Genomic DNA, 23,285 nt, shown 5'->3' on the forward strand with positions numbered 1-23,285 from the left:
AAGGAATTTGATTTAATTTTTTATAATTTTTTGGAATAATATTTTATCGCCTTTTTGAATTTTGAGGATGTAAATACCAGAAGGAATATTAGGTTGTACTTTAATACTATTTGCACCAATATTAATATTTGCACTACTTTCATACACAATTCTACTTAACATATCATAAATCAAAATTTTAGAAATTCCAGATTCTTCACTGTCAATAGTTACTTCAAACTCATGATGAAACGGATTTGGAAAAATATTAATTTTCTCTAATGAAAAATCAATAATTACGGGTTCAGCTAGACTACCCAAAATGGCGTCAGCAGTAAAGTTTATCGTTTTGCTTGTAGCATGAGCACTATTTCCTATGCCAATATAAGCGGTAAGTTTTTCTGATTTGTCTCCATAGATAGTAATAAAAGCTACTTCTATGCCTTCAACATTTTGCGTTTGAGCATTTCCCCTTAGTGCTCCAGATTCATTGTAAAATGATAAATTTTGATAGCCCTCAGGAAGTTTTACAACTGCGTTCATTGTGTTTGCGAACTTTGAATAGTCTTTGGAAATTACAACTAAATTTTCATTTTCAATACTTGTTGTTTTTGATACGCTTTTTTGTTTAACCTTAATAGAAGTCATTTTAGTATTCAATCTATTCAAATATTCTGGATATGAAAAGGACTGACCAATTTCGGTTTTTAGCATGTAGCCTTCCCCGACTTTTAGATAGCTTAAAGAGCCTTTCCATCCCACAGTGGAGCTATAAATTGCAAATAGCGATTGCGATTTTATAACATCACCATCACTTGCAATTAGGTTTGCTAAAGCATCAGTTACCGGTATGTTTTTAGAAACCACATAAGGCAACCAATTCCAGTTTTGGGACAAATTAAAAGACCAAGTATTCAAATCGACCGGAGCGCCTTTTATATTTAACTTTTGAGCTATAGCTAATTTAACCTTGTACATCTTAGTGTTTGAAACTCCACCATTGCTAGAAACCGTTCCAGACCATCCGCTCAAAGCAGGATCGGAAGAATTAGATTCGTAAGCATCAAACAGCGCTGGCGCATTTGATTTTATTAAATCTGAGGTGCTAAGCGAAAGGGTTTTTGTAAGCGCATTTACATTGCTAAATCTAGCATCTGTTACATTAAACGAGGTCCATGTCCAACCTTGATTGAATGTTATTTGTTGACCAGTGATTTCTGTGTTTTCAAACAATGCCGGCTTTGTGTAGGTTCCTATAATCTGATCTGGCACAAGCGGCAATGTGAAATTAGTGTTTAAACCAGCTTCTTTTAATTTACCAACAGATGCATCCCAAATATAAAAAGACATCTCCTCGCCACTAACTTGGTTGCTGTAAACCGTTAGAAACACAAAGTATTCTTTAAAACTTGCATCATAAATAACATTGGTTATTCCGCGAACTTCGCCGTTTACAGTTGCCACTACCTTATCATAAAGGTCATCCGTAAAAACACCGCCTATCTTTATTTTTCCAATGATATTCATGGATTGGCTAAACTTGCTAGGATCTAAAGTTAAAACGGGTTCTTTTTCCAACACTCTTAAATCCAACTGTATTTTTTCATTATAACCATAGCCAGTAGCAAGTGATAAAACAACATTGTAATTTCCAATTGCTAAATCACTATCAACTGTAGCCTTTAAAGTAGTTTTTGAGTTTGGTGCAATAGTTCCAGAACTTGCTGGTAAGCTTAGCCAAGTAGGCAACTCAATGGTATAAGGTTGTGGTGTTCCACCTCGGTTAATAATGGTCATATCAAAAGATAAATTTTCATTAGTTCTTTTTACCAAATTAACCACGTCATTTTGCCCTTCTACAAACCACTTCACAGGATTTTTATTGATGAGTGCGCTCCAGGTAACTGGCGATTTTTGCCTGTTATCTGCCATATCATTAAGGTTAGACACCGTAATGTAAGCTACTTTACCTTCTATACTTGACCAATCTGTAATTTGTGGGTTTAAAGCAATCTGATCACCGTTAATTACCGCATTTACCACAATAGATTCTGTAGGGCGAAGCGGTTTCATTGCCGGAGTTTCGTCTGTAAAAGCCAGCGGTTTATTGTTTAATAAAGCATAGCTACTTACTTTCTCAAATGTGTTTAAAGGATAATAATATTTAGGGCCAAAACTATTGGTAGTTTCTGGTTTGTTAAAATTAGCATATAATATTAGTCCAGTACTTTTAAAATCTACTTCATGGTATTGGTCCGCTTTTATTTGATCGCCATTACGGGCAGTTTCCCAAAAACATAGCTCGTCCAGTAAACCTGTATAATTTTGATCAACTATTAGCGAACTGTTTACGCCTCTAGCTCCAACAAATAGGGTACTTGAACTAAAGCCTCCTAAATCTGCACTTGCATAAGATTCTACCTGATTACCATCCACATACATTCTAACAGTACCGTTTCTGGTTAAGCTCATCGCGATGTGATGCCAGCTGTTGTTATTCACTTTTACGGTGCCAAAAGGGAATGTTTTTGCTTCTGCTTTTAGCTCGATGTTACCCTTTGCGTTTAACGATATTGCCCATTTATTTCTATATCCATTACTTTTTACAGAATCACTAGCATCTCCGGTACCGTTAGAAAACAGCGTTGCAACTCCAGTTTGATTGGTTTTCATCCAAAAAGAAAGCGTGGCGTCCATTTCTTCAGAAATAATCACTTTGGCAGCGTCTGCTAAGGTCAGGTAATTGGTACCATCAAATTTATAGGCGGTACCTTTTGGGCTAATGTCCCAATTGGTGTTCGCAATTGCTAAATGTTTGTATCTGGCCAAATCGTTAGCAACTATTCCATTACCTTCATTTATTGGCCAATAGCCAATCAGATCTGTTTCGTTACCGTTTAGTGAAATATTCATGTTGGCAACCGCGGCTTCTCTTGTAATACTGCGTTTCCAAAACCTTAAATCGTGAAGGTTTCCTTTAAAAGTATTACCTCCTAAAACGATAGGGTTCTCGTTAGTTAAATTTAATTTCCCAGTAACACCTTGGATTTTCAGTTCTCTATCATTTTCAATAATGATTAACCTATCGGCAACGGCATTATAAGAAAGTGCATAATGATTAAATGCACCGTCTTTTAAAATAGTTGCAGCAATACTTTGACCACCAATAGTGAATTTTAAATCGCTTCCTATCAAATCTATTTTAATTCCTGCATCTTGATTTAACAGGGTAGAAGTTCCGGTTGGACTGGTGTTTTTCAACCAAAACTCGATACTAAAATTACCGCTTGTAATAGCAGGTTTGTTGATTGTAGCCGTATTGTTTGATCCATTAAAAGCTAAAGAAATTTCATGTTTTACCGGACTCTGATTTTTTTGGACTAAAAATTCAAACTTGGTAACGGTACCATTGGTTTTAATAGGCTCATTAAATCTTAACGTAATATCGTCTCCTAATCCTAGGATACCGTTTTTTGGTGTGGGTGTGCCAAATAAAACTGGAGCAGTTAAATCTACTTTTCCTTCTATAATTGCAGACTCAAAAGCAGTTTGGTTACTACAACTTGTGCGGGCTCTTAATTCATAACTTCCATTTGCCAAGCCTAAGCCTGCAATATCCCAAGCGTAATTTAGCTCAGCACCTTTGATCAATTCAATGCTGGTGTCACCACCAATTAAAGCGACATCATAATCAGCTTGAGTTTTATAAAATGTTCTTAATCCAACCCATTCTGGTGTGCCTTTTAACCGATACTCTACATTAATTTTTTGGAAACTGGCAAAGCTCGTATTGTAATCACCCAGTTTAATGTTCACTGGTTTGGTGGTAGCGTCTGCATTAGCCGTATTCCTATTCAACAGCCAATTATTTGATGGCTCTGTTATGGTTACCGGAGAACAAGCAGGAACAAAGTTTGCAGATACCAAAATGCTACTTGCTGCGTCTCCGTCACAGGTAGATTCTAAGGTCACTTTTACATCTTTATAATCAAACTGGTCTTGTTTAACTTTTTTGAGCGTCATGGTGTAAGACACTGTTTTGCCCGCTGGGATATTTATTAGCGTTCCGTTAGGTTCAATATTTATCGCTGCATTATCTGGATTAGTAGCTTGATCTATGTAAAGTTTAAAAGTCGCATCTTTATTAGCGGTGCTGGTATTGCGTAATTGGAGAACAAATTCCGCATTTCTACCATCAAAAATTCCTGACACATCTGCTGCTTTTACGGTTATCTCAGGTCTTTCTAAAGCAATTGTAGCAACTGTTAGTGGGACACGATTAGGCTCAGGCAAATCAATGATACTTGCATTTGGGTTGCTAACATTAGCATGATTTGGATTATAAAAATGAGACAATTGCTCGCCTTCATAAGGACATGAAGTTTGTCCGCCCTTGGTTATAAAAATGGGTCCATTTCCATCAAAAGCGTTGATGACATCAACACTTAATAAATTATTTGTATCACCATCTTTTAACGTATAACTCACATTGGTGGTTTCTTCTGTGCTATTTTCGCTTGAACTTGCAGAACCATTTCCAGTGGTGGTGGTGGTCTCTACCAGAAAACCGTTTTCGTTCAATTTGAACCCGTAGTTTGCTACAAATGTCGCGTCTAGCTGTAATTCATACGATAACGAACTGCCACTTAAACGGCTAATTCCAAATGATTTCGTGATTTCGCCAATCCCGGAATCGAAAGAAATGTTTTCAAAGAAAGTTTTGTTTAATAAGTCTTTGAGTTTTTTACCCTCAGCCGATAAGCTGTTGGTTCCAGGATCTTTTAAACTTTCTATAATTGCATTTAAAGACCCTTTGAGCTGGTCTTTATTCATTAATGCTTGGTATTTTTTTAATTCGTTGTTTAAAATTATTTTTCTCCAAAGATTAATAGAAGACCTGTAGGCACTAAGGGTCAATGTTCCATTTTGATTTTCTACCAGTGCACCTGATTGAATTTTTCCGATAATGTCTAAATATTTCGGAATAATTTCATTCAAAATATTGTGTTGGGTATAAACGAAAATAGTTTTTTCTGGCGATTCATTAAAATAAATTGCTTGGTTCTTTTTTGGATACAAGGTTGTTGCTTTGGTCTTACTTCCGTCTTTATAGGTTACGGCAATTGGCGACATATTTGCTGTTGAATTAGCTGTTTTTGAAAGTGCTACTTCATCAAAAGTTCCATAAAATTGGTTGGCAGAAGTTCCTATGTAAATATCGGCATCACCTCCAATCCAGTCTGGCTCATCACTGGTTGAAATGGTTTGATTAAAGCTATAAGTATTAGACACACTTTTTCCGTTAGACGTAGATTGTGCAATAGTAACGCCTGTACCTAAATCTTTAATTATTTCAGTTTCTACAACTGGCATTGGGAATACTCCTCCGCCAATCGATGTTTTAACACCTAAGAAAAAAGTTGATTGTACATCACTGGTGTTGCTTGAGGTGGATGAACTTTCTTTCGAAAAACTAAAAGTAGAACCTTTTTCAATAGTTGCTGAACTGCCTGAACCTGGCGGATCTCTTAACACAAAATCGGGGATCTCTGGACCAGCAGTAATGTAAGTTTGAGAGCCATCAGCAACACCACCAACCACAATACCATCAGTATTAAAATTAGTCACCGGGTAATCAACACCATTTGACCTGTATCTTAAATCAATACTTCTTTTAAATCCAGTAGTTTCATCAGTATTGGGCGTACCCCCTTTAAAACTATAGATCAAAATACTTGGGTCGGTTGGCGAAGTTGTTATTTTTTCACTGTCCTCTAGCGCTAAATTATTAGTTGCTATTAAAGTGCCACCTTCTACAGGCACTGTATTTATTAAAGGTGCGGTAGTACTTGCATCATAGTTTTTATAAATCTCTTGTCCTTGAATTTCAATCGAATAATCTGAAAATTGCGTATAAACTAATGGAGTTGTTAATCCTTGTGGTGTTATGGTATAAGTAATACCTCCAGAAATTAACGACTGATCAGACGTTTGAACTTTTACCTTTTGCACCGGAGTAGCAATATGAGTAAACTTTAAAACCTCTTGGTAAGGTTGTCCGGTAATCGTATCCGTTCCTTGTATAAATTTTGGATATTGTAAATTTTTTATTGCTGTAAGGTTGATGTTTTTACTAGCATCTAAAAGAGATTTTCCGTCAGGATTTATATTGTTTTTAAATGTTAAATCACTTTGCGCTAAAAGGTAGTTTAGTGGTAATAAAGAAACGCGGTATTCCCCAGACTGAGCGTTGGTCTGGAAATTTGTTTTATACTCTGGCGTCACACTGGTTGCCCCAACAGGTAAGTATCCTAATGTTAATGCTGCTGTTCCAATATTATTTTCAGAACTATAAATTTTTGTTCTGCTTACTCCTTGTGCGTCTATATACGAATAGGTCTTTTTGCCGTCCCAACCAAAACCAATAGTTCGGTCAGCTTGTACGGTTCCGCCAACAACACGTCCTACAACAATAACTTTTGTGTTGTCAATAAAAGTAACAGCTTCATCTCGGTCTTCGTAAAACTCTTGATAGGTGTTGATTGCTGTGGTGACTCCATTTATAGTTGAAATTTGTTTTGCAGGAAACCTGCCATCAAAGTCAAAGGTGTGCCCGCTTTTAGTTAAAGTGATAGCGTGTTGCCCAATAGGTACTTGCACTGTAAACCTTCCGTTAAGATCTGTTTCTATAGGTACATTAAAGGCATCTATCGCTTGAACATTGTCAATACTCACCATAGCGCCTTGTACAGGTATTTGAGCATATCTGTTTAACTTTGTGATTTTTCCTGACGCATCTTTCTCTGCCCAGTATTCTCCTTTTTGATACTTCACATTATCTTTAATGTAAGCATTGTAGGCTTCATCATCCTTAATATCACCTGTAATTGGTGCATCAGAAGTTTTAGGAAAAACACCTCTACTATCATAAACAGCAATTCCTTTAAAGACAAAAGAAGATCTATCAATAAAATCTACCTTATTGACTACTGTAGAACCTACTCCTAAAAATGCCAGTTGTTGTTTTGGATTAAATTCATGCTTCCCTAGCGAAGGAGTAATGGTAAAAGAATCTCCATTTCCGCTGTAGGGAACTGCTGATATTACGTAATTACCCACTTCATCAGTAACCCCTAAAACGCCTAATTGGTTACTTGTTGGTATATTGTTACCGGTGTTGTCAAAAGTAGGTGTTTTTGCAATCGTTAATAATGGGTTGCTTAACTTCGCATTATTGCCGTGAAAATTAAAACCCGTATGTGCTAAATCATAAGCGTAATCACCAATTTTTTCGTTTGCAGTGATGTAGGTATTCAAAAATGCTTCATTCCCCTGCAAATAACGGCGGTAATCGCGTTTAACCTGGGCAGAACTCAACGCAGTTTCCCAAACTCTAAATTCATCTAAGTATTGAGCAACTCCTCCTCCCATTTTAAAATGAGTCCATTCTTGAGGTTGTCCACCTGCTGACTTATTTAACCTAACAGGTATATTATTAATATCAATTCGCAATGGCTCTAACCCTTTTTGAGCAAGGATTCTGTTCATTTTAGCTTTATACTCGGCATCAATCAATCGTCCATTAATGTAAAATTCGACAGCCTTATTGTCTCTAATTACTGCACTAAAATGGGTAAAAGAAGTGTTCATATTATTTATGGGCACTAAAACATCATTACCGTTATTATCTATTTCGCCACTTGGGTAATAACCAAAAATAGCAACTCTTGCACCTGCTAAAATTAGGTCTATATAAGCGCCGCCGCCAGTAAATATGTTAAACGATAAAGTTTCGTTGGCATTACTTTCTAATTTGTAAATGGTCAATTGCTGGTTCCAAGTTGATAAATCTTTTTCTGATTTTACCCACGCCTGTAACGTGATCGAATCTTTTAAACTTTTGTGTAACCTCGGTACAGAAATATAGCCATCAGCGGGTACTTTTAAAGAACTTCCAAACTTTAGTGTGCTTCCGGTAGGGTTGGCCGCCACCAATACATCTTTTACTGGGTTTCCACCCGTATAAGCGATATTTCCAGTAATAATACCTGTTGGGTTTCTGTAACCAATACCTGTAATGTAAGTACTGTATAGGATTTCTAAACCATCAATTTCTACTCCCTTTGCTGCAACTTTATAACGATACAATTTGCCACCTTCCACATTATTATCTACAAAAGTTCCCGCATCGGCAGGTAAAGTTTTTAAGGCTTTACCCCAATCTGGGTTTTGACTATCAATGTTTTCTGTTCGGTAAACCGAAATACTTACAATTTTATCACGATTCTGTTTGATGTCCCAGTTCAGCTCAATTTTATCACTAAAATAGCCTTTGGAAACGGTAAAAGCGTCTTCAGAAAAAGTGTTATAACGATAGCGAATACCCCAAGGGAAGCCTAAATCTTTAATGTAATTTTGAGTAGGATTGTTGGTGTATGGTTTATCTGTTACGCCCATGTACGGCATTCCCACTTGGATACCGACATGTTGGATGGTAAAAGTTTTATTAACACCATTTACCTTTTGCGTTAAGGTGTGGTTAAGATTATCTTTTCCGGAAGCTGCTGCGCCAATTACGGTAGCTACTCCCTTTTGTTCTTGAGCAAATAAGGTGTTGCAGCACAGCGCTATAATGCATAACACAATAATATAATTCTTCATAATGATTATTTTATTTGTTAATAAAAAACTAGGCAAAACCTAGTAGAATTATATTTTGATAATGTAGTTTACCCCATAGTTTATTGGGCGAGTTTCTGTTCCACCGGTGTTATATGTGTTTCCATTAACAAGGTGCGTGTGGGCTCCATCTGAAGCAATATTTTTTGAATTAACTAAATTCGGTTCTTCGCCACTTCCATTATTATTATTTGTACCACTAACAGTATATTTATTATCCACAGTTAAAACTTTATTATAGCCATTTCCACTATCATGGTTATGGCTGCCATTACTATTGGTAAATAGATTTATAATGTGTGAATGCTCCTTTAAATCATCTAATTGTGTGGTTTTTAAAGCTGGGCCAGATTTTCCATTTCCTGTACCGCTTCCACGTAAAAACATAGCTCGTAAATCTGGTGTGGTGGTAGCACCTAACAGCGTTCTTAGATTCGTAGTTACTGAGTTAATAGGAATAGCACTTCCATCGCAAAGCAACCAGCCATTTGGTGCCACCGTACCAATAAATGGCATAATAGAACCTGTAGGTACGCCGTTTTGAGCAAAAATAGCATAAGGAACAGCTTGCAGTTTTTCGTTAGAGAAAACCACACTACCTTGTACAACTTTTAAATAAGCAGATTGAGAACTAATCAGTCCATATTGTGCTTGATCAATATCTAATACATAAGAAAAAACCCCGAAATTATCGGTTTTTACATTTGCCGTTTTGGTTAAAATCAATTGCTCGGCATTAGCAGAGTTTAAGTAATAAACAGTGAAGACCAATCCCAATTGGTCAATGTTTGCAATTGCAGCATTATTTTCATCACGGGCAATTCCTTGGATAGACATTCCTGAAGATGTAACATTAGTTTGTGCATCAACATGCAGGGTAATTAGAAATGCAATAAATAGTGAAAGTGTAAGGTAGAATGGTTTCATGGGGGTAATTGTTGTTTAGGAAATTTTTAACAAATAAAAAGAATAGTAAATGAGATTCAATATTTTTTATTCAAAATCCTTATATTTGTTACACATTTTGACTATTTGACACATGTTTTTATACGTAATATCGTTGTTCGTCGGCTTTTTGTGTCTTATGACAGTTATTTTTATGATTTTTAATAAAGTCAATAATCATAAAATAAATATTTATTTCATTATAATTTTATTCGCTGTTGGCATACAAAGATTCACTTATGCTTTAGAATATTTAGGAATCGTTGAAAAAATATATAGCCCCCTAAAACTAAAATTATCATTAGGCTTGTTTTTAGTACCTATTTACTATTTGTTTTTTAAAAGATTAGTGCAGGGTTCTGATGAGTTAAAAAGGGAGTTCGTCCATTTTATTCCCCCTTCAGTAGTGCTTCTCTTAAATTTTTTTTTTAAGGAAAATCAAATACATTTATATTATTTCGTGTTTTATTCTACTTTTTATTTAGTTTTATTACTGCTCCTTTTGGACAAGTTTAGAAAGAGAAAAAACACATCGCTGCTTCAAATATTAAACAATCAACACATAAAAAACTGGCTATTATTAATGATTAGTCTCACGTTCTTATTGTTTATTTTTGCTAATTATTTTGTATTAGACTCAAGTATTGGCTTAGGTGATTTTTATAAGTACTCTTCGTTACTATGGTTGCTGATACTCATTTATATGTTCAAGAATCCTATTATTATTTTTGGAGATCACTATCTATTAAAAAATAGTCATTTAAACGAACCAAGAAAGTTTTTAATCTGGAGTAGAAAGATTTTAAAGCCCATAGACGATAAAGATAAAATAGTATATAATACTACTCTAAAAAACGTTGATTTTATTATTTCTGATATTCAAACGCTTCAAAAATCGGTTCCTATGCTGTCCCAGAGTGCCTTGACGGCTGAAACCTTATCAAAAAAATTACAAGTTCCTAGACGTCACATTGAATTTGTATTTAAGTATTATTGCCGTTATTCAATCAGTGATTTTAGCAACTTGGTAAAGGTGTGTTATGCGTTATCACTCATTAATGAAGGGTTCTTAGATCATTTTACTGTCGCTTCATTAGGTGAAAAATGCTTGTTTAACTCAAGGTATACATTTTCTACAAATTTCAAAAAATTTGTAGGTATTTCAGTTAGTGATTATATTAATAGTGACTTTAATACGAAATTTTTATTCTGAAAGAGAGCTACTACTATCCAGTTCTATGAAAATAGACTTTAAAATTTAATTTTCTCAAAGTGTACGGTACTAGTAAAAACTTATATGGCGCTGGCGCTATTTAGGACTATATACTGGTTTATTATTAAAGTCATATTGTTGAAGTGGGAGACTGGTCCGTTTGTAGTATAATCACACTAAATAAGTACTATAAAAAAAGTCCCGTGCTAAATTGAGCACGGGACTTTTTCTTGTTTTGTAAAAGAGCATTCTTCTAAATGGCAGTTAGTTTTTTTAGATCTGCAATAGTTGCAGTTGGGTTTTCTGCTTTAAAGACAAAGCTTCCTGCCACTAGCACATCAGCACCTGCTTCAACAAGTTGTTTGGCATTTTTGTTCGTTACGCCACCGTCAACTTCTATAAGCGTCGTGGCTCCAGTTCTATGAATCAGATCTTTTAATTTTTTTACTTTTGCGTACGTATTTTCGATAAATGACTGACCTCCAAAACCTGGATTTACACTCATAATACATACTAAGTCGATGTCATTGATTACATCTTCTAATAAATCAATATTAGTATGCGGATTTATAGCTACTCCAGCTTTCATTCCTTCTGCTTTAATTGCTTGTAAAGTTCTATGAAGATGCGTACAGGCTTCATAATGTACGCTTAATATATTAGCACCTAATTCAGCAAAAGTTTTAATATAACGATCCGGCTCTATAATCATTAAGTGAACATCTATTGTTTTTTTAGCATGCTTATTAATGGCTTCTAAAACTGGCATTCCATAAGAAATGTTTGGAACAAAAACGCCGTCCATGATGTCGATATGAAACCAATCTGCTTCAGAATTGTTAATCATTTCGATGTCACGTTGTAAGTTTCCAAAATCAGCAGCAAGAACAGAAGGAGCTATCAGTGTATTCTTCATTGTGTAGTTGTATTGTTTGTGCAAAAGTAGTTTTTTTAGACCAATTGGCGAAAGTTTTTTAAGCAGGAGGCATCTCCTTAATAAATTGTTTTACTTGCGTAAGGGATTGCAGTGGAAATCCTTTTTTCTTTATGTAGCGCTAGCGCAATAAAGGAAAAAGATTGTAGCGCAAAGCCCGACCCGAAGTTTTTACGAAGGGTTACGCCATAAAATAAATGATAAATCATTAAAAAAGTAAAACTCCGGTAATCAGCCGGAGTTTCAATCATCAATCAAAAAACGAACAGTCAATCAAACTGTTGTTACTTTTATTAGTCATAAAGTTTAAAAGTCTAAAGTCATAAAGTACGCTGACTTTAAAACTTTAGACTTTATGACTTTAGACTATTTTTATCCTAAATAAGTTTTAAGGATTTTACTTCTTGAAGTATGTTTCAATCTGCGGATTGCTTTTTCTTTAATTTGACGAACACGCTCACGAGTCAGGTCAAAAGTTTCTCCAATTTCCTCTAAAGTCATTGGGTGTTGATCACCTAAACCAAAGTATAAACGAACAACATCAGCTTCTCTAGGAGTTAACGTCTCTAAAGAACGCTCAATTTCAGTACGCAATGATTCGTGAATTAATTCTCTGTCAGGATTTGGAGATTCACCAGAACGCAAAACGTCATAAAGGTTAGAATCTTCTCCTTCCACAAGAGGTGCATCCATTGATAAGTGACGACCAGAGTTTTTCATAGACTCTTTAACATCATTTACAGTCATGTCAAGCTCTTTTGCAATTTCCTCAGCAGATGGTGGACGCTCATTAGATTGCTCTAATAAAGCGTACATTTTGTTGATTTTATTTATAGAACCAATCTTGTTTAAAGGCAAACGAACGATACGAGATTGTTCAGCTAATGCTTGAAGAATCGATTGACGAATCCACCAAACGGCGTATGAAATAAATTTGAAACCACGTGTTTCATCAAAACGCTGTGCTGCTTTAATCAGTCCTAAGTTTCCTTCGTTAATTAAATCGGGAAGAGTAAGTCCTTGATTTTGGTATTGTTTAGCCACCGAAACAACGAAACGTAAATTAGCTTTGGTCAATTTTTCTAAAGCTTTTTGATCCCCGGCTTTAATTTTTTGAGCTAATTCTACTTCTTCGTCAGCTGTAATAAGATCAACTTTACCTATTTCTTGTAAATATTTGTCTAATGATGCAGTTTCACGATTTGTGACCTGCTTGGTGATTTTAAGTTGTCTCATGTTTTTGTGTCCTCCATTTTAAGTGTACAAGTGATTATACGTTTGGAGTTGCAAAAATGTTACATTATTTGAAAAAGTTTTTTTTATAGTTTTAATTTGTTTATAGTCAAGTTATTATGATTTGGACGTTCCCTGCGGTCAAGCTATCCGTTGCAATCTTTTTATTTTTTAAAGAAAAAATAAAAAGGATTTCCTCTGCTATCCCTAACGCGGTTTAAGGAAATGTGAACGTTTTCGGTTTTTCATCGACTTTAATTCAGGATGAATATTGATTTAGGTCAAACTCCGTCAGAGTTTTAAACTCTGACGGAGTTGGTTTCATAAAATCAAGTTAGTTTAATTACCTAATGAAATTTCCTTATTCTGCAACGTTTCTAAAACGGTGTAGATATTAGATTTCCAAAACTAAATTTTCAGAAATTGATTTTCTACATTTGTTGAATTAAGGAAATAGCTTTTTCTAAATTATAAGCGCCTTCAATTGCATTTTTATCAAAAACCATCATATAAATGTAATCCGTACCAGAAGCCGTAGCCCATGATTTCCCCAATCGTAATTTTGCAGTACTGTCAGAGTTATCTCTATCTGAACCCTTGGTTTCAACAACAATGACTTTATTGTTTTTCGTTACCAAAATAAAATCAGGATAATGATTCGATTTATAACCGTTTAAAGCAAATCCTTTTCCTCTTCCTAAATTTCGATGCCAAAAAGCGATATTAGAAAAATGAGCGATTTCTAAAATAAATTGTTGTTCCAATCCATTCATGTCTCCTTCATGAACGTATAGTGAATTTCCAATGTCGTTCCCAATTTTAGATGGAATTATAGCATGCTCAAATTTCCAAACCGCTTGAGTCTTAATTTTTCCAATCTCCAGCCAGTCATTGAATTGCTCTTCCGCACAAGCATCCGCCAACTCATTGATTTTTTTCTTAATCAAATCGGAATAAGAGAGCTTGTACTGATTGAAATCAATCAATTCCTGTGATGACATGTTTTCTAAAATTCGCGTTACATATTTCTTGATTTCATTATCGGCAATCGGTGGCATTTTGTCAATTTGCTTTACCACAAAATGAACAAAATCCTTAATCTGACCTTCTTTTGGCTTTGCTAAAATGTAACTACTAATTTTTTCTTGAACAGAATTATCGTCAATTTTAAAAGGTGACATTTTATATTCGCCGTTGCCAATTTCTTCGGTATCGATTTTATATAATTCGGATGAAACACTTTTGAAACCAATCTGAATATCTTTGTCCGAAAGTTTAAATAATTTTAATAAATTCACACGGTCTAAAAGAGCAGTACCGCCATCTTCCATTAGCAGAAAATCATTTTTTGGTGTTTCGATAACAAACTTTGGCAAGATGATTTGTTGAGCTTGAGTTGCTACGTTTTCACGCATTTTGTATTGTTTCACTTTCATGCCAACTTCGGTATAAGTTTGTAACGGGACATTGCTGTTTTCCTGATTTGCAATTAGCTGCTGAAATGCTTCGTTTTGTGCAATCGCCATTTCTTCGATTTCAAAAACACTCGTATTTGTTGCAACTTTTTTATCGGAGTTAAATAAAATTTTAGTCACATCAATTCCGTTTTCTGCATTTTCTGGTTCCGTAGCTTGTTCTGGAAACAGAAAGTTTTCAAGGGATTTTTGTTCCGTTTCGACTTTCACTTCTTCCGTCATTATATCTTTATCTCGATAATCTTTTTCACTAAATCCTGACTGTTGTAAGCCTTTAATAATATTCTGAAGCGTGTTTTGAAATTTTGCAGAAGCAGTAATTACATACGATAGATTCAGCATCGTACTATTATGTTTCATCACATACGGTTGTCTTAAAACCCGACCTAAAATTTGCGTCACATCCACTTCCGAAGATTTATCAGCAAGCGAAGCTAATATGTAAGCAAACGGACAATCCCAACCTTCTTTCAACGCATTGATCGTAATGATGTATCGCACAGAACATTCGTTGCTCATCAAATCAATACCTTTTAGTTCATCTTTATTGGCTGTTTTTATTTTAATTTGTTCGTCGGGAACTCCAACCGAAATAAGTTGTGCTTTTAGTTTTTCAAAAGTAGTGTTGTCTTCTTTTCCTTTTGGCTGCGCTTGAAATAATACAATTGGACGAATATATTTACCACCATTTTGTTCTAAAATGTTTGCTTCTGCTTCTAATTTTTGTTGCAAATGCAAAGCACTTTCTATAACACTTTCAATATTTTGATGGTTGTAAACAATCACGGGTAATTTGACCATGTGTTCTTTCTTGAGTTCAACTGCCGAAACTAAACTCACAATATTTGCATTTTGTTTTGGCGTGGCAGTCAAATCTAAAATAAAACTCGGATTCAGATTGTTCAACATTTCTACACTTAAATCACTTTCGGCGTTGTGACTTTCATCGACAATCAAAATCGGATTCAAACTTCGGATCACATTGATTAAAGCTTCTTTTTCTGTTCCTTCCAAAACATCATTTTCTTGAATATTAAAGTTGGCTAGATTAGAATTCTGTTCGTTGATTTTTCTGTCTTCTTTATTTCTCGCTCGAATGGATGCAAAATTCATAACCATAATACTCAACTGCTCTTGAACCGAGGAAGGGTTGAAACTTGCACCTTGCAACAAATCTCGTTTTTCATAAACTTGTACTCTATTATTGAAAAGCGAATTTAGTTTTTGGCAATACGGATGTTCAGGATTCGAAAGATTGCGTACTGTTTGGTCTAATAAATTACTCCACGGCACAAGCCAAACCACAGCTCGTGTTTTGGTTTCAGGCATTGCGTCAAAAATAGTTTTCAAAGCATTGCAAGCGATAAATGTTTTTCCGCCCGCTGTTGGAACTTTGATGCTTAAATGTACCGCACTTGGAACCGTATTTTGATAAGGTCGCATTCCTTCGCCTGAAAGTGGATTGTAAATTCCAACTTTGTCTTGCCAAAAGGAATTAAAAGCTTTGTCCGCTTTTTTATGGTTTTGCAAATACTCAAAATACTGTTGCAAATCATCAATAACTTGCTTCTGGTAGGTTTTTAGTTCCATAATTAAAAACGAGTTATATCACGTGGAATTTTCTTGAACTCAATATTTTTTTCTCTCAAAAATGATTCGGGAAGTAAACAATTATCTGCATAAATAATGTAGCGTTCTGCTTTTTGTTGTACATATTCAGCTAACACTTCATAGTCAAGCGTTGTCAAATTATCTATATCGTAAATAAAATAATAGCCAGTATCATTGTGATTTCCCATAAATGGTGTCAATTGGCTAGTTCCCTCTTTGGGGTTTAGGGGACTACGTGTTTCGGTAAACCAAACATATTCTCTGATCTTTTCAACAGAAATATTTTCGTTTAGATTGTTATTTTCATCTAATAGTGGTTCGCCCAAAGTATAATAATCAAAACTTCCGCCTGTTCCTTCAACTGATTTATCATTTTCTCCATAACCTTTGATAACACGTTTTACACGTTCTGCCGTAATGGTTTCGGCATAATCTTCCATTTCAATTAAAATGAATTTTCTGTTTCCACCGTCTTGTTTGTTGAGATTTAAAACGGCGTGAGCGGTTGTTCCTGAACCTGCGAAACTGTCGAGAATTATGGAGTTTGAATCTGTAGAAATCGTTATGATTTTTTCGACAAGACTAAAAGGTTTTGAAAAAGGGAAATTTAAATTCATTTGTGTTAATTCTTCAGAAGCATCTTCATTTACACCCTCTTTATCAAACCAATTGCTAGAAATTTGACCACCAGATTTTTCAAGATATAATTTTAGATATGGCGTTCCTGTTGCTGTCCAGTATATCATATTTTGTTTAATTTTTTCATCAAAAAAATCTCGACTTCTGATACTTTTAATTGTTTTAGTCTTTCCGTCGGGAGAGGTAACTTCAAGTAAATGTTTTCCCCTACTATTATCGACAATAGTTCCTCTTCTAAATTTTCCTGTTTGGTCGGAATAGCGATACTCTTTTATAGCTGTTTCTTGTAAGTCAATTTTATTAAAAGTTTTACCGTCTTTGTTTTTTATAAAACAGATGATAAATTCTCCTACGACAGAAAGTAGATTGGAATTATTATTTTGACTTTCGCTTCTTTTCCAATGAATAGTAGTTACAAAATTTCGACCTCCAAAAATTTCATCCATTATTAATTTTAAATTGGCTTGCTCATTGTCGTCTATTGAAATAAAAATTGCCCCATCTTTCGCTAAAAGTTTGTGTAGTAATTTTAATCGTGGATACATCATGCACAACCATTTGTCATCTCGGGTAAGGTCTTCATTTTCTTTCCCAACAATTTTTCCAAACCATTTTTTAATTTTTGGAGAATTGACATTGTCGTTATAAACCCAATTTTCATTTCCCGTATTATAAGGTGGGTCAATGTAAATACAGTTTATTTTCCCTTCATATTTTGGCAACAAAGATTTTAGCGCTTCTAGATTATCACCATTGATAATGAGATTTCCGGAATCAATTGCGTTTTCAGATTTTTCAGTTTCAGAAAATCCGTATTCATGATTCAGTACTTTATAAGGAACATCTTGATGGTGATTGATGATTTTGTCTTTACCAATCCAATTTAGTGTAGGCATTTACATTTGATTTTGTTCAAATGTAAAAATAAAAAAGATTGTAAACAACCGATTGATTTCAATCAATTCAAAACAATCTTGTCAGCATAAATTTAATCCTATGAAACGGATACGAAAAACAGAAATTCCTCAAACCGTTATAGATTTAGGAATGAGGATAAAAGAAATTATGAAAGAGAAGAATTTAAAGCAGAAATATGTCGCTCACGGTGCAGGATTAGATGTGGAAAATTTAAGAAAATATATTAAAGGTTCTCAAGAGATGAAAATTAGTACAATGTTGAAGATTGCTACAGCTCTTGGAATTACTGGAGAAGAGCTAATTAAGGATTTAAAAATTGATTTTTTGGAAAAGAAGACCTAATTTTCAAAAAATTAAATCGGGGTGCATAATTTATATCTTGGTAGTCAAATTTGCAAATCATTTTATAAATTTGTTGCATAAAATAAGATTGACTATTTCATCTATCATAAAGAAATTCCATTCGAAATAATAACAAAAAAACTACCATGAAAATAACAATAGACTATACCAATCTCGACGAAGACGTAAAGACAATTAATGTTGTTAAAGCGGTTTATGAATCTTTGCATAAAATTAAAATCACATTTGATGATAATGCTATAAAGATTGTGGATTTTGGTCCTTTTTTGTCTAAATCAAATCATCCATCTATCTCTAAATATATGGATGTAAACTTATTCCAGAACTTTAAAATTGTGGATGGTAACTTAAATTGGAATGATTACGATTTAATATTTCCGATTTGGGATTTATATAATGGAGAAATATAAAAATTTTTTAAGTTTTATTCATTACTTTTCCACGATATCAAGTGCGCTACTAATCTTTTGCATTAGTGCTGCAGGCTAAAAAAATAATTTAAACCTGAACTTGCTTCGGGTTTTTTATTGGATAAACTCGAATAACTCCGGTAATTACGAATCATTTTTGTAAAATGCGCATAACCGTTTAAAATCAAAAACACCTGTAAGGTTTTGAAAACGGTGCTGGTAGCATATTTTACAGCTTGTATAAAATTAAAATTTACTTCAAGAACCCATTCGCTCTAATCTCTTTATGTATCGCAACAATATCTTCAGGAATTTCTGCACTAATTAACCAGTTTACGTTCAAGCCATTATTTATAGCAGTTTTCATTAATAAAGAATTTTTACCGATTAATATTCCAAGCTTTTCCAAATCTTCTTTGAAATCTAAAAAATAATCATCGTCAATTGCTTTTATCAAAATCAAAATTTTAAAAGCTCTCGCAATTACATAGATACACATCGTATAAGCCTTTGTATAACTTTGGATTTGGATTCTTTCATTGTTAAGTAATAGGAGATGATTCAGCATTTTTATATTCAGACTTATTTCGCCAAACTTGTCTTTGGTAATTTTTACGTGTGCACTTATATCACCGCTTACATAACGAGTGTCTTGAAGTAAATATCCAACCGAATAAAACTGCTCTGTAAAATGATCAATTTTTTTTAGCATGACTTTTTCAAAGGCAATCCTTTTGTCCTCGACCGTTTCTGTATCTACTAATTCAAAATGAAGTCTCTTAATGAGATCTTGATCTTTTTTTAAAAGTCTAAAAATTAACTTGTCTTTCTCAGCACTAGGTAGCTCTTGTATCGCTTTTTTGAATTCTTGGGTAAACATATTTTACAAATTAGAATTGTAAATGTAATAATTTGTGATTTAATGAAAAATTATAATTCAATTTATAAAGTTAGATCTTCATCAAGCGGCGTTTTTTAAAAAACGAAAACCCCAATTCAAGCAAATGAATTGGGGTTTTCTATAAATAAACCTTTAGTAAACTTAAGATCTGATTACTCTTTTCTTTCCTCACGTGGAGGTCTTGGCAAAAGTGCTTTTCTAGACACTTTTTCTTTTCTAGTTTTTGGATCCATACCTAAGTATTTCACTTGGAAAACGTCGCCCATATTTACAACATCAGCAACATTTTCTGTGCGTTCCCAAGCTAATTCAGATACGTGCAATAAAACCTCGTTTCCTGGGGCTGAGGTATATTCTACAACCGCACCAAAATCTAACATTTTGATTACTTTCACTTCATACGACTCATTCATTTGAGGTTTGAAAGTGATAGACTTGATTTTAGCCAATACTGCTTCAATTCCAGCTGGATCTGTACCTAAAATTTCGATAACTCCTTCTTCCGTGATAGGGTCTTCATTGATAACAATTGTTGTTCCAGTGGTTTTTTGTAATTCTTGAATAACTTTTCCACCAGGTCCAATTAAAGCTCCGATAAATGAATTTGGAATTCTTCTAGTAATAATTTTTGGAGCGTAAGCTTTAACATCTGCTTTTGGAGCTGCTAAAGTTTCGATTAATTTTCCAAGAATATGCAAACGGCCATCACGGGCTTGCGCCAAAGCTGCTTCCATAATTTCGTATTTTAAACCGTCAATCTTAATATCCATTTGACAAGCTGTAATTCCTTCAGAAGTTCCAGTTACTTTAAAGTCCATGTCTCCTAAGTGATCTTCATCACCAAGAATATCAGACAATACAGCATAACGATCTCCATCTGTGATTAATCCCATTGCGATTCCAGAAACAGGACGAATCATTTGAATACCTGCATCCATTAATGATAATGTTCCAGCACAAACGGTAGCCATTGAAGATGAACCATTAGATTCTAACACTTCAGAAACCACACGAATTGTGTAAGGACAATTAGCAGGAATCATATTTTTCAATGCTCTTTGCGCTAAGTTTCCATGACCAACTTCTCTTCTTGAAGTTCCTCTCAAAGGACGTGCTTCACCAGTAGAGAAAGGAGGGAAGTTATAATGCAAATAGAATTTTTCTTCACCTTGTTCTGATGGTGAATCAATTTGGTTTGCTTCTCTAGAAGTTCCTAAAGTGGCTGTTGCCAATGCTTGAGTTTCTCCACGGGTAAACAATGCCGATCCGTGTACCGATGGTAAATAATCTACTTCACACCAGATATCTCTAATTTCTGTAGTTTTTCTTCCGTCTAAACGTGTTCCTAAGTCTAGGGTTACGTTACGAACAGCTTCTTTATTGGTTTTCTTGAAGTATTTAGAAACTAGATCTCCATCAGCTGCCAACTCTTCTTCTGTAAATAAAGCTTTAACTTCCTCTTTTACAGCTTCAAATGCAGCCGAACGTTCTTGCTTAGCGGAACCTTTGCTAGCAATAGCATAAATTTTATCGTAAGATGCTTCTTTTACTTTAGCGTAAATAGCTTCATCTTCTCTTTCGCCTTCGTACGTACGCACTTCTTTTTTACCAAAAGCAGCTTGCAAACGCAATTGAGCCGAAATTTGGTTTTTGATGTGTTCATGTGCAAATTTAATTGCTTCCAACATATCAGCTTCTGAGATTTCTTTCATTTCACCTTCTACCATAGCGATCGAATCCATAGAAGCTCCAATCATCATATCAATATCTGATAATGCTAATTGAGCACGAGACGGATTGATGATAAATTTTCCATCAATACGACCTACTCTAGCTTCAGAAATCAAAGTTTCAAAAGGAATATCAGACAAAGCAAGAGCTGCCGAAGCGGCTAGTCCTGCTAATGCATCTGGCATTATATCTTCGTCATGAGACATCAACTGAATCATAACCTGCACTTCTGCATGATAATCATCTGGGAAAAGCGGACGTAGAACACGGTCTACTAAACGCATTGTTAATACTTCGTTGTCACTTGGACGTGCTTCTCTTTTGAAAAAACCACCTGGGAAACGACCTGCTGCTGCAAATTTTTCACGATAATCTACCGTTAATGGCAAGAAATCGATTCCTGGACTTGCTTTTCTTGAGGAAACTACTGTACCTAAAATGACAGTTTTACCAATTCTTACTACTACAGACCCATCAGCTTGTTTGGCTAAACGACCTGTCTCGATTGTGATGTTTCTGCCATCACCTAAATCGATACTTTCTACAAATAATTGTGGAATCATAAATTTAATTTTTTAGTTAAACATGGGTTTTAGTTGTGTTGTAGTTGTTGTTTTGCGTAGTTAATGCCTAAAACCCAATGAAAAACAAACTTTTTTTATCTGCCAGTTACATAATTGCAATGGCTTTGTGGGTGAATCTCAATTCTAATCCTTTTTGTGTCAGGACTAAATTCGTATTTTTTGTGACTCTAAATTGTAAAATAAAAAAGAGGCACTTGCGCACCTCTTTTTATATTGATTATTTTCTGATATTCAATACTTTGATAATTTCACGATATCTGTTGATTTCTGTCTTTTTCAAGTAATCTAACAAAGATCTTCTTTTACCTACTAACAATACTAATGAACGCTCTGTGTTATAATCATGACGATTTTTTTTCAGGTGCTCTGTTAAATGTGTAATTCTGTAGGTAAACAAAGCTATTTGAGCTTCTGATTTTCCAGTGTTTGTTTTTTCTCCGTGTTTAGCGAAGATTTCTTCTTTAATCTCTTTAGTTAAATACATTCCAATATTTGTTTAATGATTTTTATGTATGCCATACAGCTATTGTAGGACGGTTGCAAAAGTAGTATAAAGTTTTTAATACGACAAATAAATGACTAAATAGATTTTGGTATTGTTATTGGAATTTGAATTGTAGTTCCATAGGGTACTCCTCTTGTCTTTGCAGGAATCCAATTTGGATAGCTTGCTAATACCTTAATAGCTTCTTCATTTATGCCAAACCCTAAACTTTTTAATATTTTTATATTTGAGATAACGCCATTTTTTTCAATGAAAAATTGTATAATAATGGTCCCAGAAATTTTATGTAATTTTGCGTTTTCAGTGACCTTAATTTTACTGTTTAGGTAGTTTGTAAAATGACTCATTCCTTTTGTGGGCATTGGAGTTGTATAAATGCTAGTGTAATTAAAGGAGTTGTTTGTAGAATCGATAGTTGTTCCGTGCAGAAGCTCTCCTTTTTTATACGTCTCAAAATATTTATAATTTTTATTGATTCCTGTCCAAATACTGTCTCGCAAACCATTTTTAATTTTACCGAATAACTTATTATGATCCTCTTCTAATTTATAAGTTCCATTGCCGTTTATCACGGTTTGATTATTGTTTTGATCCCAATATTGAATTATTTTATAGATTGTATTTTTTTTTACTTGCTGTGCGTATTCTCCTTCTTGTCTTTTATTGCCGTTTTCATACCATGAATATTCCTTCCCTTCTATCGATCCTTGATTATAGCTGTTAACTAATCTTTTAATTCCAGATTCATAATAGTAAACAAATTGACCTATATTTTTTAAGGAATTTCTATCAGTTGTTGTGCCAGTCATTTGTAAAACACCTGATTTGTAAAAATCATTTACTATATAGATGTCTTTTATGGTGTTGTAATCTTTAATTATTCTATAATATTTATGATTTTCTTCAGTTGTCAATTGCCATGACGAATCCAGAAAAATCTTTCTACTTACAGGTTTAAAAACCTGACAAAAGGTTATGCTTGTGATTAAGAATAGTGCAATTGTATAGAGTTTGTTTTTCATGTTAATTTACAAATAAAGTACTTTATGGGAATTAATATAATCTGGCGATTTCTTCGCAAACAAATTCTAAAAAGCGTTCATCTTCCTCAGTAAATGGATCGATTACGTGACTGTCAATATCTATTTGTCCAATGTTTTATCTG

General features: G+C 34.3%; 13 protein-coding genes and 1 pseudogene. 3 read left to right on the forward strand and 11 right to left on the reverse strand.

Annotated elements, in window-relative coordinates:
* Positions 1 to 12: 12 nt before the first annotated feature.
* Complete coding sequence (locus RCH18_RS07085) at positions 13 to 8,640, reverse strand: LamG domain-containing protein (RefSeq protein WP_326936057.1); 8,628 nt, start codon at positions 8,638 to 8,640, stop codon at positions 13 to 15.
* Positions 8,641 to 8,688: 48 nt separating this feature from the next.
* Positions 8,689 to 9,585 (reverse strand): tail fiber protein, encoded by an 897-nt coding sequence (locus RCH18_RS07090; protein WP_326936058.1) that lies wholly within the window; start codon positions 9,583 to 9,585, stop codon positions 8,689 to 8,691.
* Positions 9,586 to 10,186: 601 nt separating this feature from the next.
* Between RCH18_RS07090 and RCH18_RS07095 the strand changes: the two genes are divergently transcribed.
* On the forward strand, positions 10,187 to 10,816 hold the full coding sequence (locus tag RCH18_RS07095) for a helix-turn-helix domain-containing protein (RefSeq protein ID WP_326936059.1): 630 nt from the start codon (positions 10,187 to 10,189) through the stop codon (positions 10,814 to 10,816).
* A 253-nt stretch (positions 10,817 to 11,069) separates the two neighbouring features.
* Here RCH18_RS07095 and rpe read toward each other — a convergent pair whose 3' ends face one another.
* The 4 genes from rpe to RCH18_RS07115 form a co-directional block, all read right to left on the reverse strand.
* Positions 11,070 to 11,732, reverse strand: a complete 663-nt coding sequence (gene rpe / locus RCH18_RS07100; RefSeq protein ID WP_326936060.1) for a ribulose-phosphate 3-epimerase — start codon at positions 11,730 to 11,732, stop codon at positions 11,070 to 11,072.
* A gap of 390 nt (positions 11,733 to 12,122) precedes the next feature.
* Positions 12,123 to 12,986, reverse strand: a complete 864-nt coding sequence (locus RCH18_RS07105) for a sigma-70 family RNA polymerase sigma factor (RefSeq protein WP_007137700.1) — start codon at positions 12,984 to 12,986, stop codon at positions 12,123 to 12,125.
* A gap of 428 nt (positions 12,987 to 13,414) precedes the next feature.
* Positions 13,415 to 16,048, reverse strand: coding sequence for a DEAD/DEAH box helicase (locus RCH18_RS07110; RefSeq protein WP_326936061.1), 2,634 nt, complete (start codon positions 16,046 to 16,048; stop codon positions 13,415 to 13,417).
* 2 nt (positions 16,049 to 16,050) lie between these two features.
* Entirely contained in the window at positions 16,051 to 17,604 is a 1,554-nt protein-coding gene (locus tag RCH18_RS07115) for a site-specific DNA-methyltransferase (protein WP_326936062.1), read from the reverse strand.
* Between the two features lie 100 nt (positions 17,605 to 17,704).
* Here RCH18_RS07115 and RCH18_RS07120 point away from each other — a divergent pair, with 100 nt between their 5' ends.
* Positions 17,705 to 17,968, forward strand: coding sequence for a helix-turn-helix domain-containing protein (locus RCH18_RS07120; protein WP_326936063.1), 264 nt, complete (start codon positions 17,705 to 17,707; stop codon positions 17,966 to 17,968).
* Between the two features lie 146 nt (positions 17,969 to 18,114).
* Positions 18,115 to 18,399, forward strand: a complete 285-nt coding sequence (locus tag RCH18_RS07125; RefSeq protein ID WP_326936064.1) for a DUF2442 domain-containing protein — start codon at positions 18,115 to 18,117, stop codon at positions 18,397 to 18,399.
* Positions 18,400 to 18,652: 253 nt separating this feature from the next.
* On the opposite strand, the gene RCH18_RS07130 is transcribed toward RCH18_RS07125, so the two are convergent.
* From RCH18_RS07130 to RCH18_RS07150, 5 genes and pseudogenes are all read right to left on the reverse strand, one after another.
* Positions 18,653 to 19,279, reverse strand: coding sequence for a hypothetical protein (locus RCH18_RS07130; RefSeq protein ID WP_326936065.1), 627 nt, complete (start codon positions 19,277 to 19,279; stop codon positions 18,653 to 18,655).
* A 173-nt stretch (positions 19,280 to 19,452) separates the two neighbouring features.
* Positions 19,453 to 21,594, reverse strand: coding sequence for a polyribonucleotide nucleotidyltransferase (locus RCH18_RS07135; RefSeq protein WP_326936066.1), 2,142 nt, complete (start codon positions 21,592 to 21,594; stop codon positions 19,453 to 19,455).
* A 238-nt stretch (positions 21,595 to 21,832) separates the two neighbouring features.
* Complete coding sequence (gene rpsO, locus RCH18_RS07140; protein ID WP_188048754.1) at positions 21,833 to 22,099, reverse strand: 30S ribosomal protein S15; 267 nt, start codon at positions 22,097 to 22,099, stop codon at positions 21,833 to 21,835.
* A gap of 95 nt (positions 22,100 to 22,194) precedes the next feature.
* The gene (locus RCH18_RS07145; protein WP_326936067.1) at positions 22,195 to 23,142 is read right to left on the reverse strand and encodes an energy transducer TonB; all 948 of its coding nucleotides are present in this window, start codon (positions 23,140 to 23,142) and stop codon (positions 22,195 to 22,197) included.
* Positions 23,143 to 23,173: 31 nt separating this feature from the next.
* A pseudogene (locus RCH18_RS07150) lies at positions 23,174 to 23,278 on the reverse strand (GAF domain-containing protein); the annotation flags it as partial.
* Between the last annotated feature and the right edge of the window lie 7 nt (positions 23,279 to 23,285).

The organism is Flavobacterium sp. PL11 (assembly GCF_035985025.1).
Taxonomy (GTDB): Bacteria; Bacteroidota; Bacteroidia; order Flavobacteriales; family Flavobacteriaceae; genus Flavobacterium.

Coding starts and splice junctions, on each gene's coding strand:
- RCH18_RS07085 (WP_326936057.1), bottom strand. CDS start 8,640: ATGAAGAATTATATTATTGTGTTATGCATTATAGCGCTGTGCTGCAAC.
- RCH18_RS07090 (WP_326936058.1), bottom strand. CDS start 9,585: ATGAAACCATTCTACCTTACACTTTCACTATTTATTGCATTTCTAATT.
- RCH18_RS07095 (WP_326936059.1), top strand. CDS start 10,187: ATGATTAGTCTCACGTTCTTATTGTTTATTTTTGCTAATTATTTTGTA.
- rpe (WP_326936060.1), bottom strand. CDS start 11,732: ATGAAGAATACACTGATAGCTCCTTCTGTTCTTGCTGCTGATTTTGGA.
- RCH18_RS07105 (WP_007137700.1), bottom strand. CDS start 12,986: ATGAGACAACTTAAAATCACCAAGCAGGTCACAAATCGTGAAACTGCA.
- RCH18_RS07110 (WP_326936061.1), bottom strand. CDS start 16,048: ATGGAACTAAAAACCTACCAGAAGCAAGTTATTGATGATTTGCAACAG.
- RCH18_RS07115 (WP_326936062.1), bottom strand. CDS start 17,604: ATGCCTACACTAAATTGGATTGGTAAAGACAAAATCATCAATCACCAT.
- RCH18_RS07120 (WP_326936063.1), top strand. CDS start 17,705: ATGAAACGGATACGAAAAACAGAAATTCCTCAAACCGTTATAGATTTA.
- RCH18_RS07125 (WP_326936064.1), top strand. CDS start 18,115: ATGAAAATAACAATAGACTATACCAATCTCGACGAAGACGTAAAGACA.
- RCH18_RS07130 (WP_326936065.1), bottom strand. CDS start 19,279: ATGTTTACCCAAGAATTCAAAAAAGCGATACAAGAGCTACCTAGTGCT.
- RCH18_RS07135 (WP_326936066.1), bottom strand. CDS start 21,594: ATGATTCCACAATTATTTGTAGAAAGTATCGATTTAGGTGATGGCAGA.
- rpsO (WP_188048754.1), bottom strand. CDS start 22,099: ATGTATTTAACTAAAGAGATTAAAGAAGAAATCTTCGCTAAACACGGA.
- RCH18_RS07145 (WP_326936067.1), bottom strand. CDS start 23,142: ATGAAAAACAAACTCTATACAATTGCACTATTCTTAATCACAAGCATA.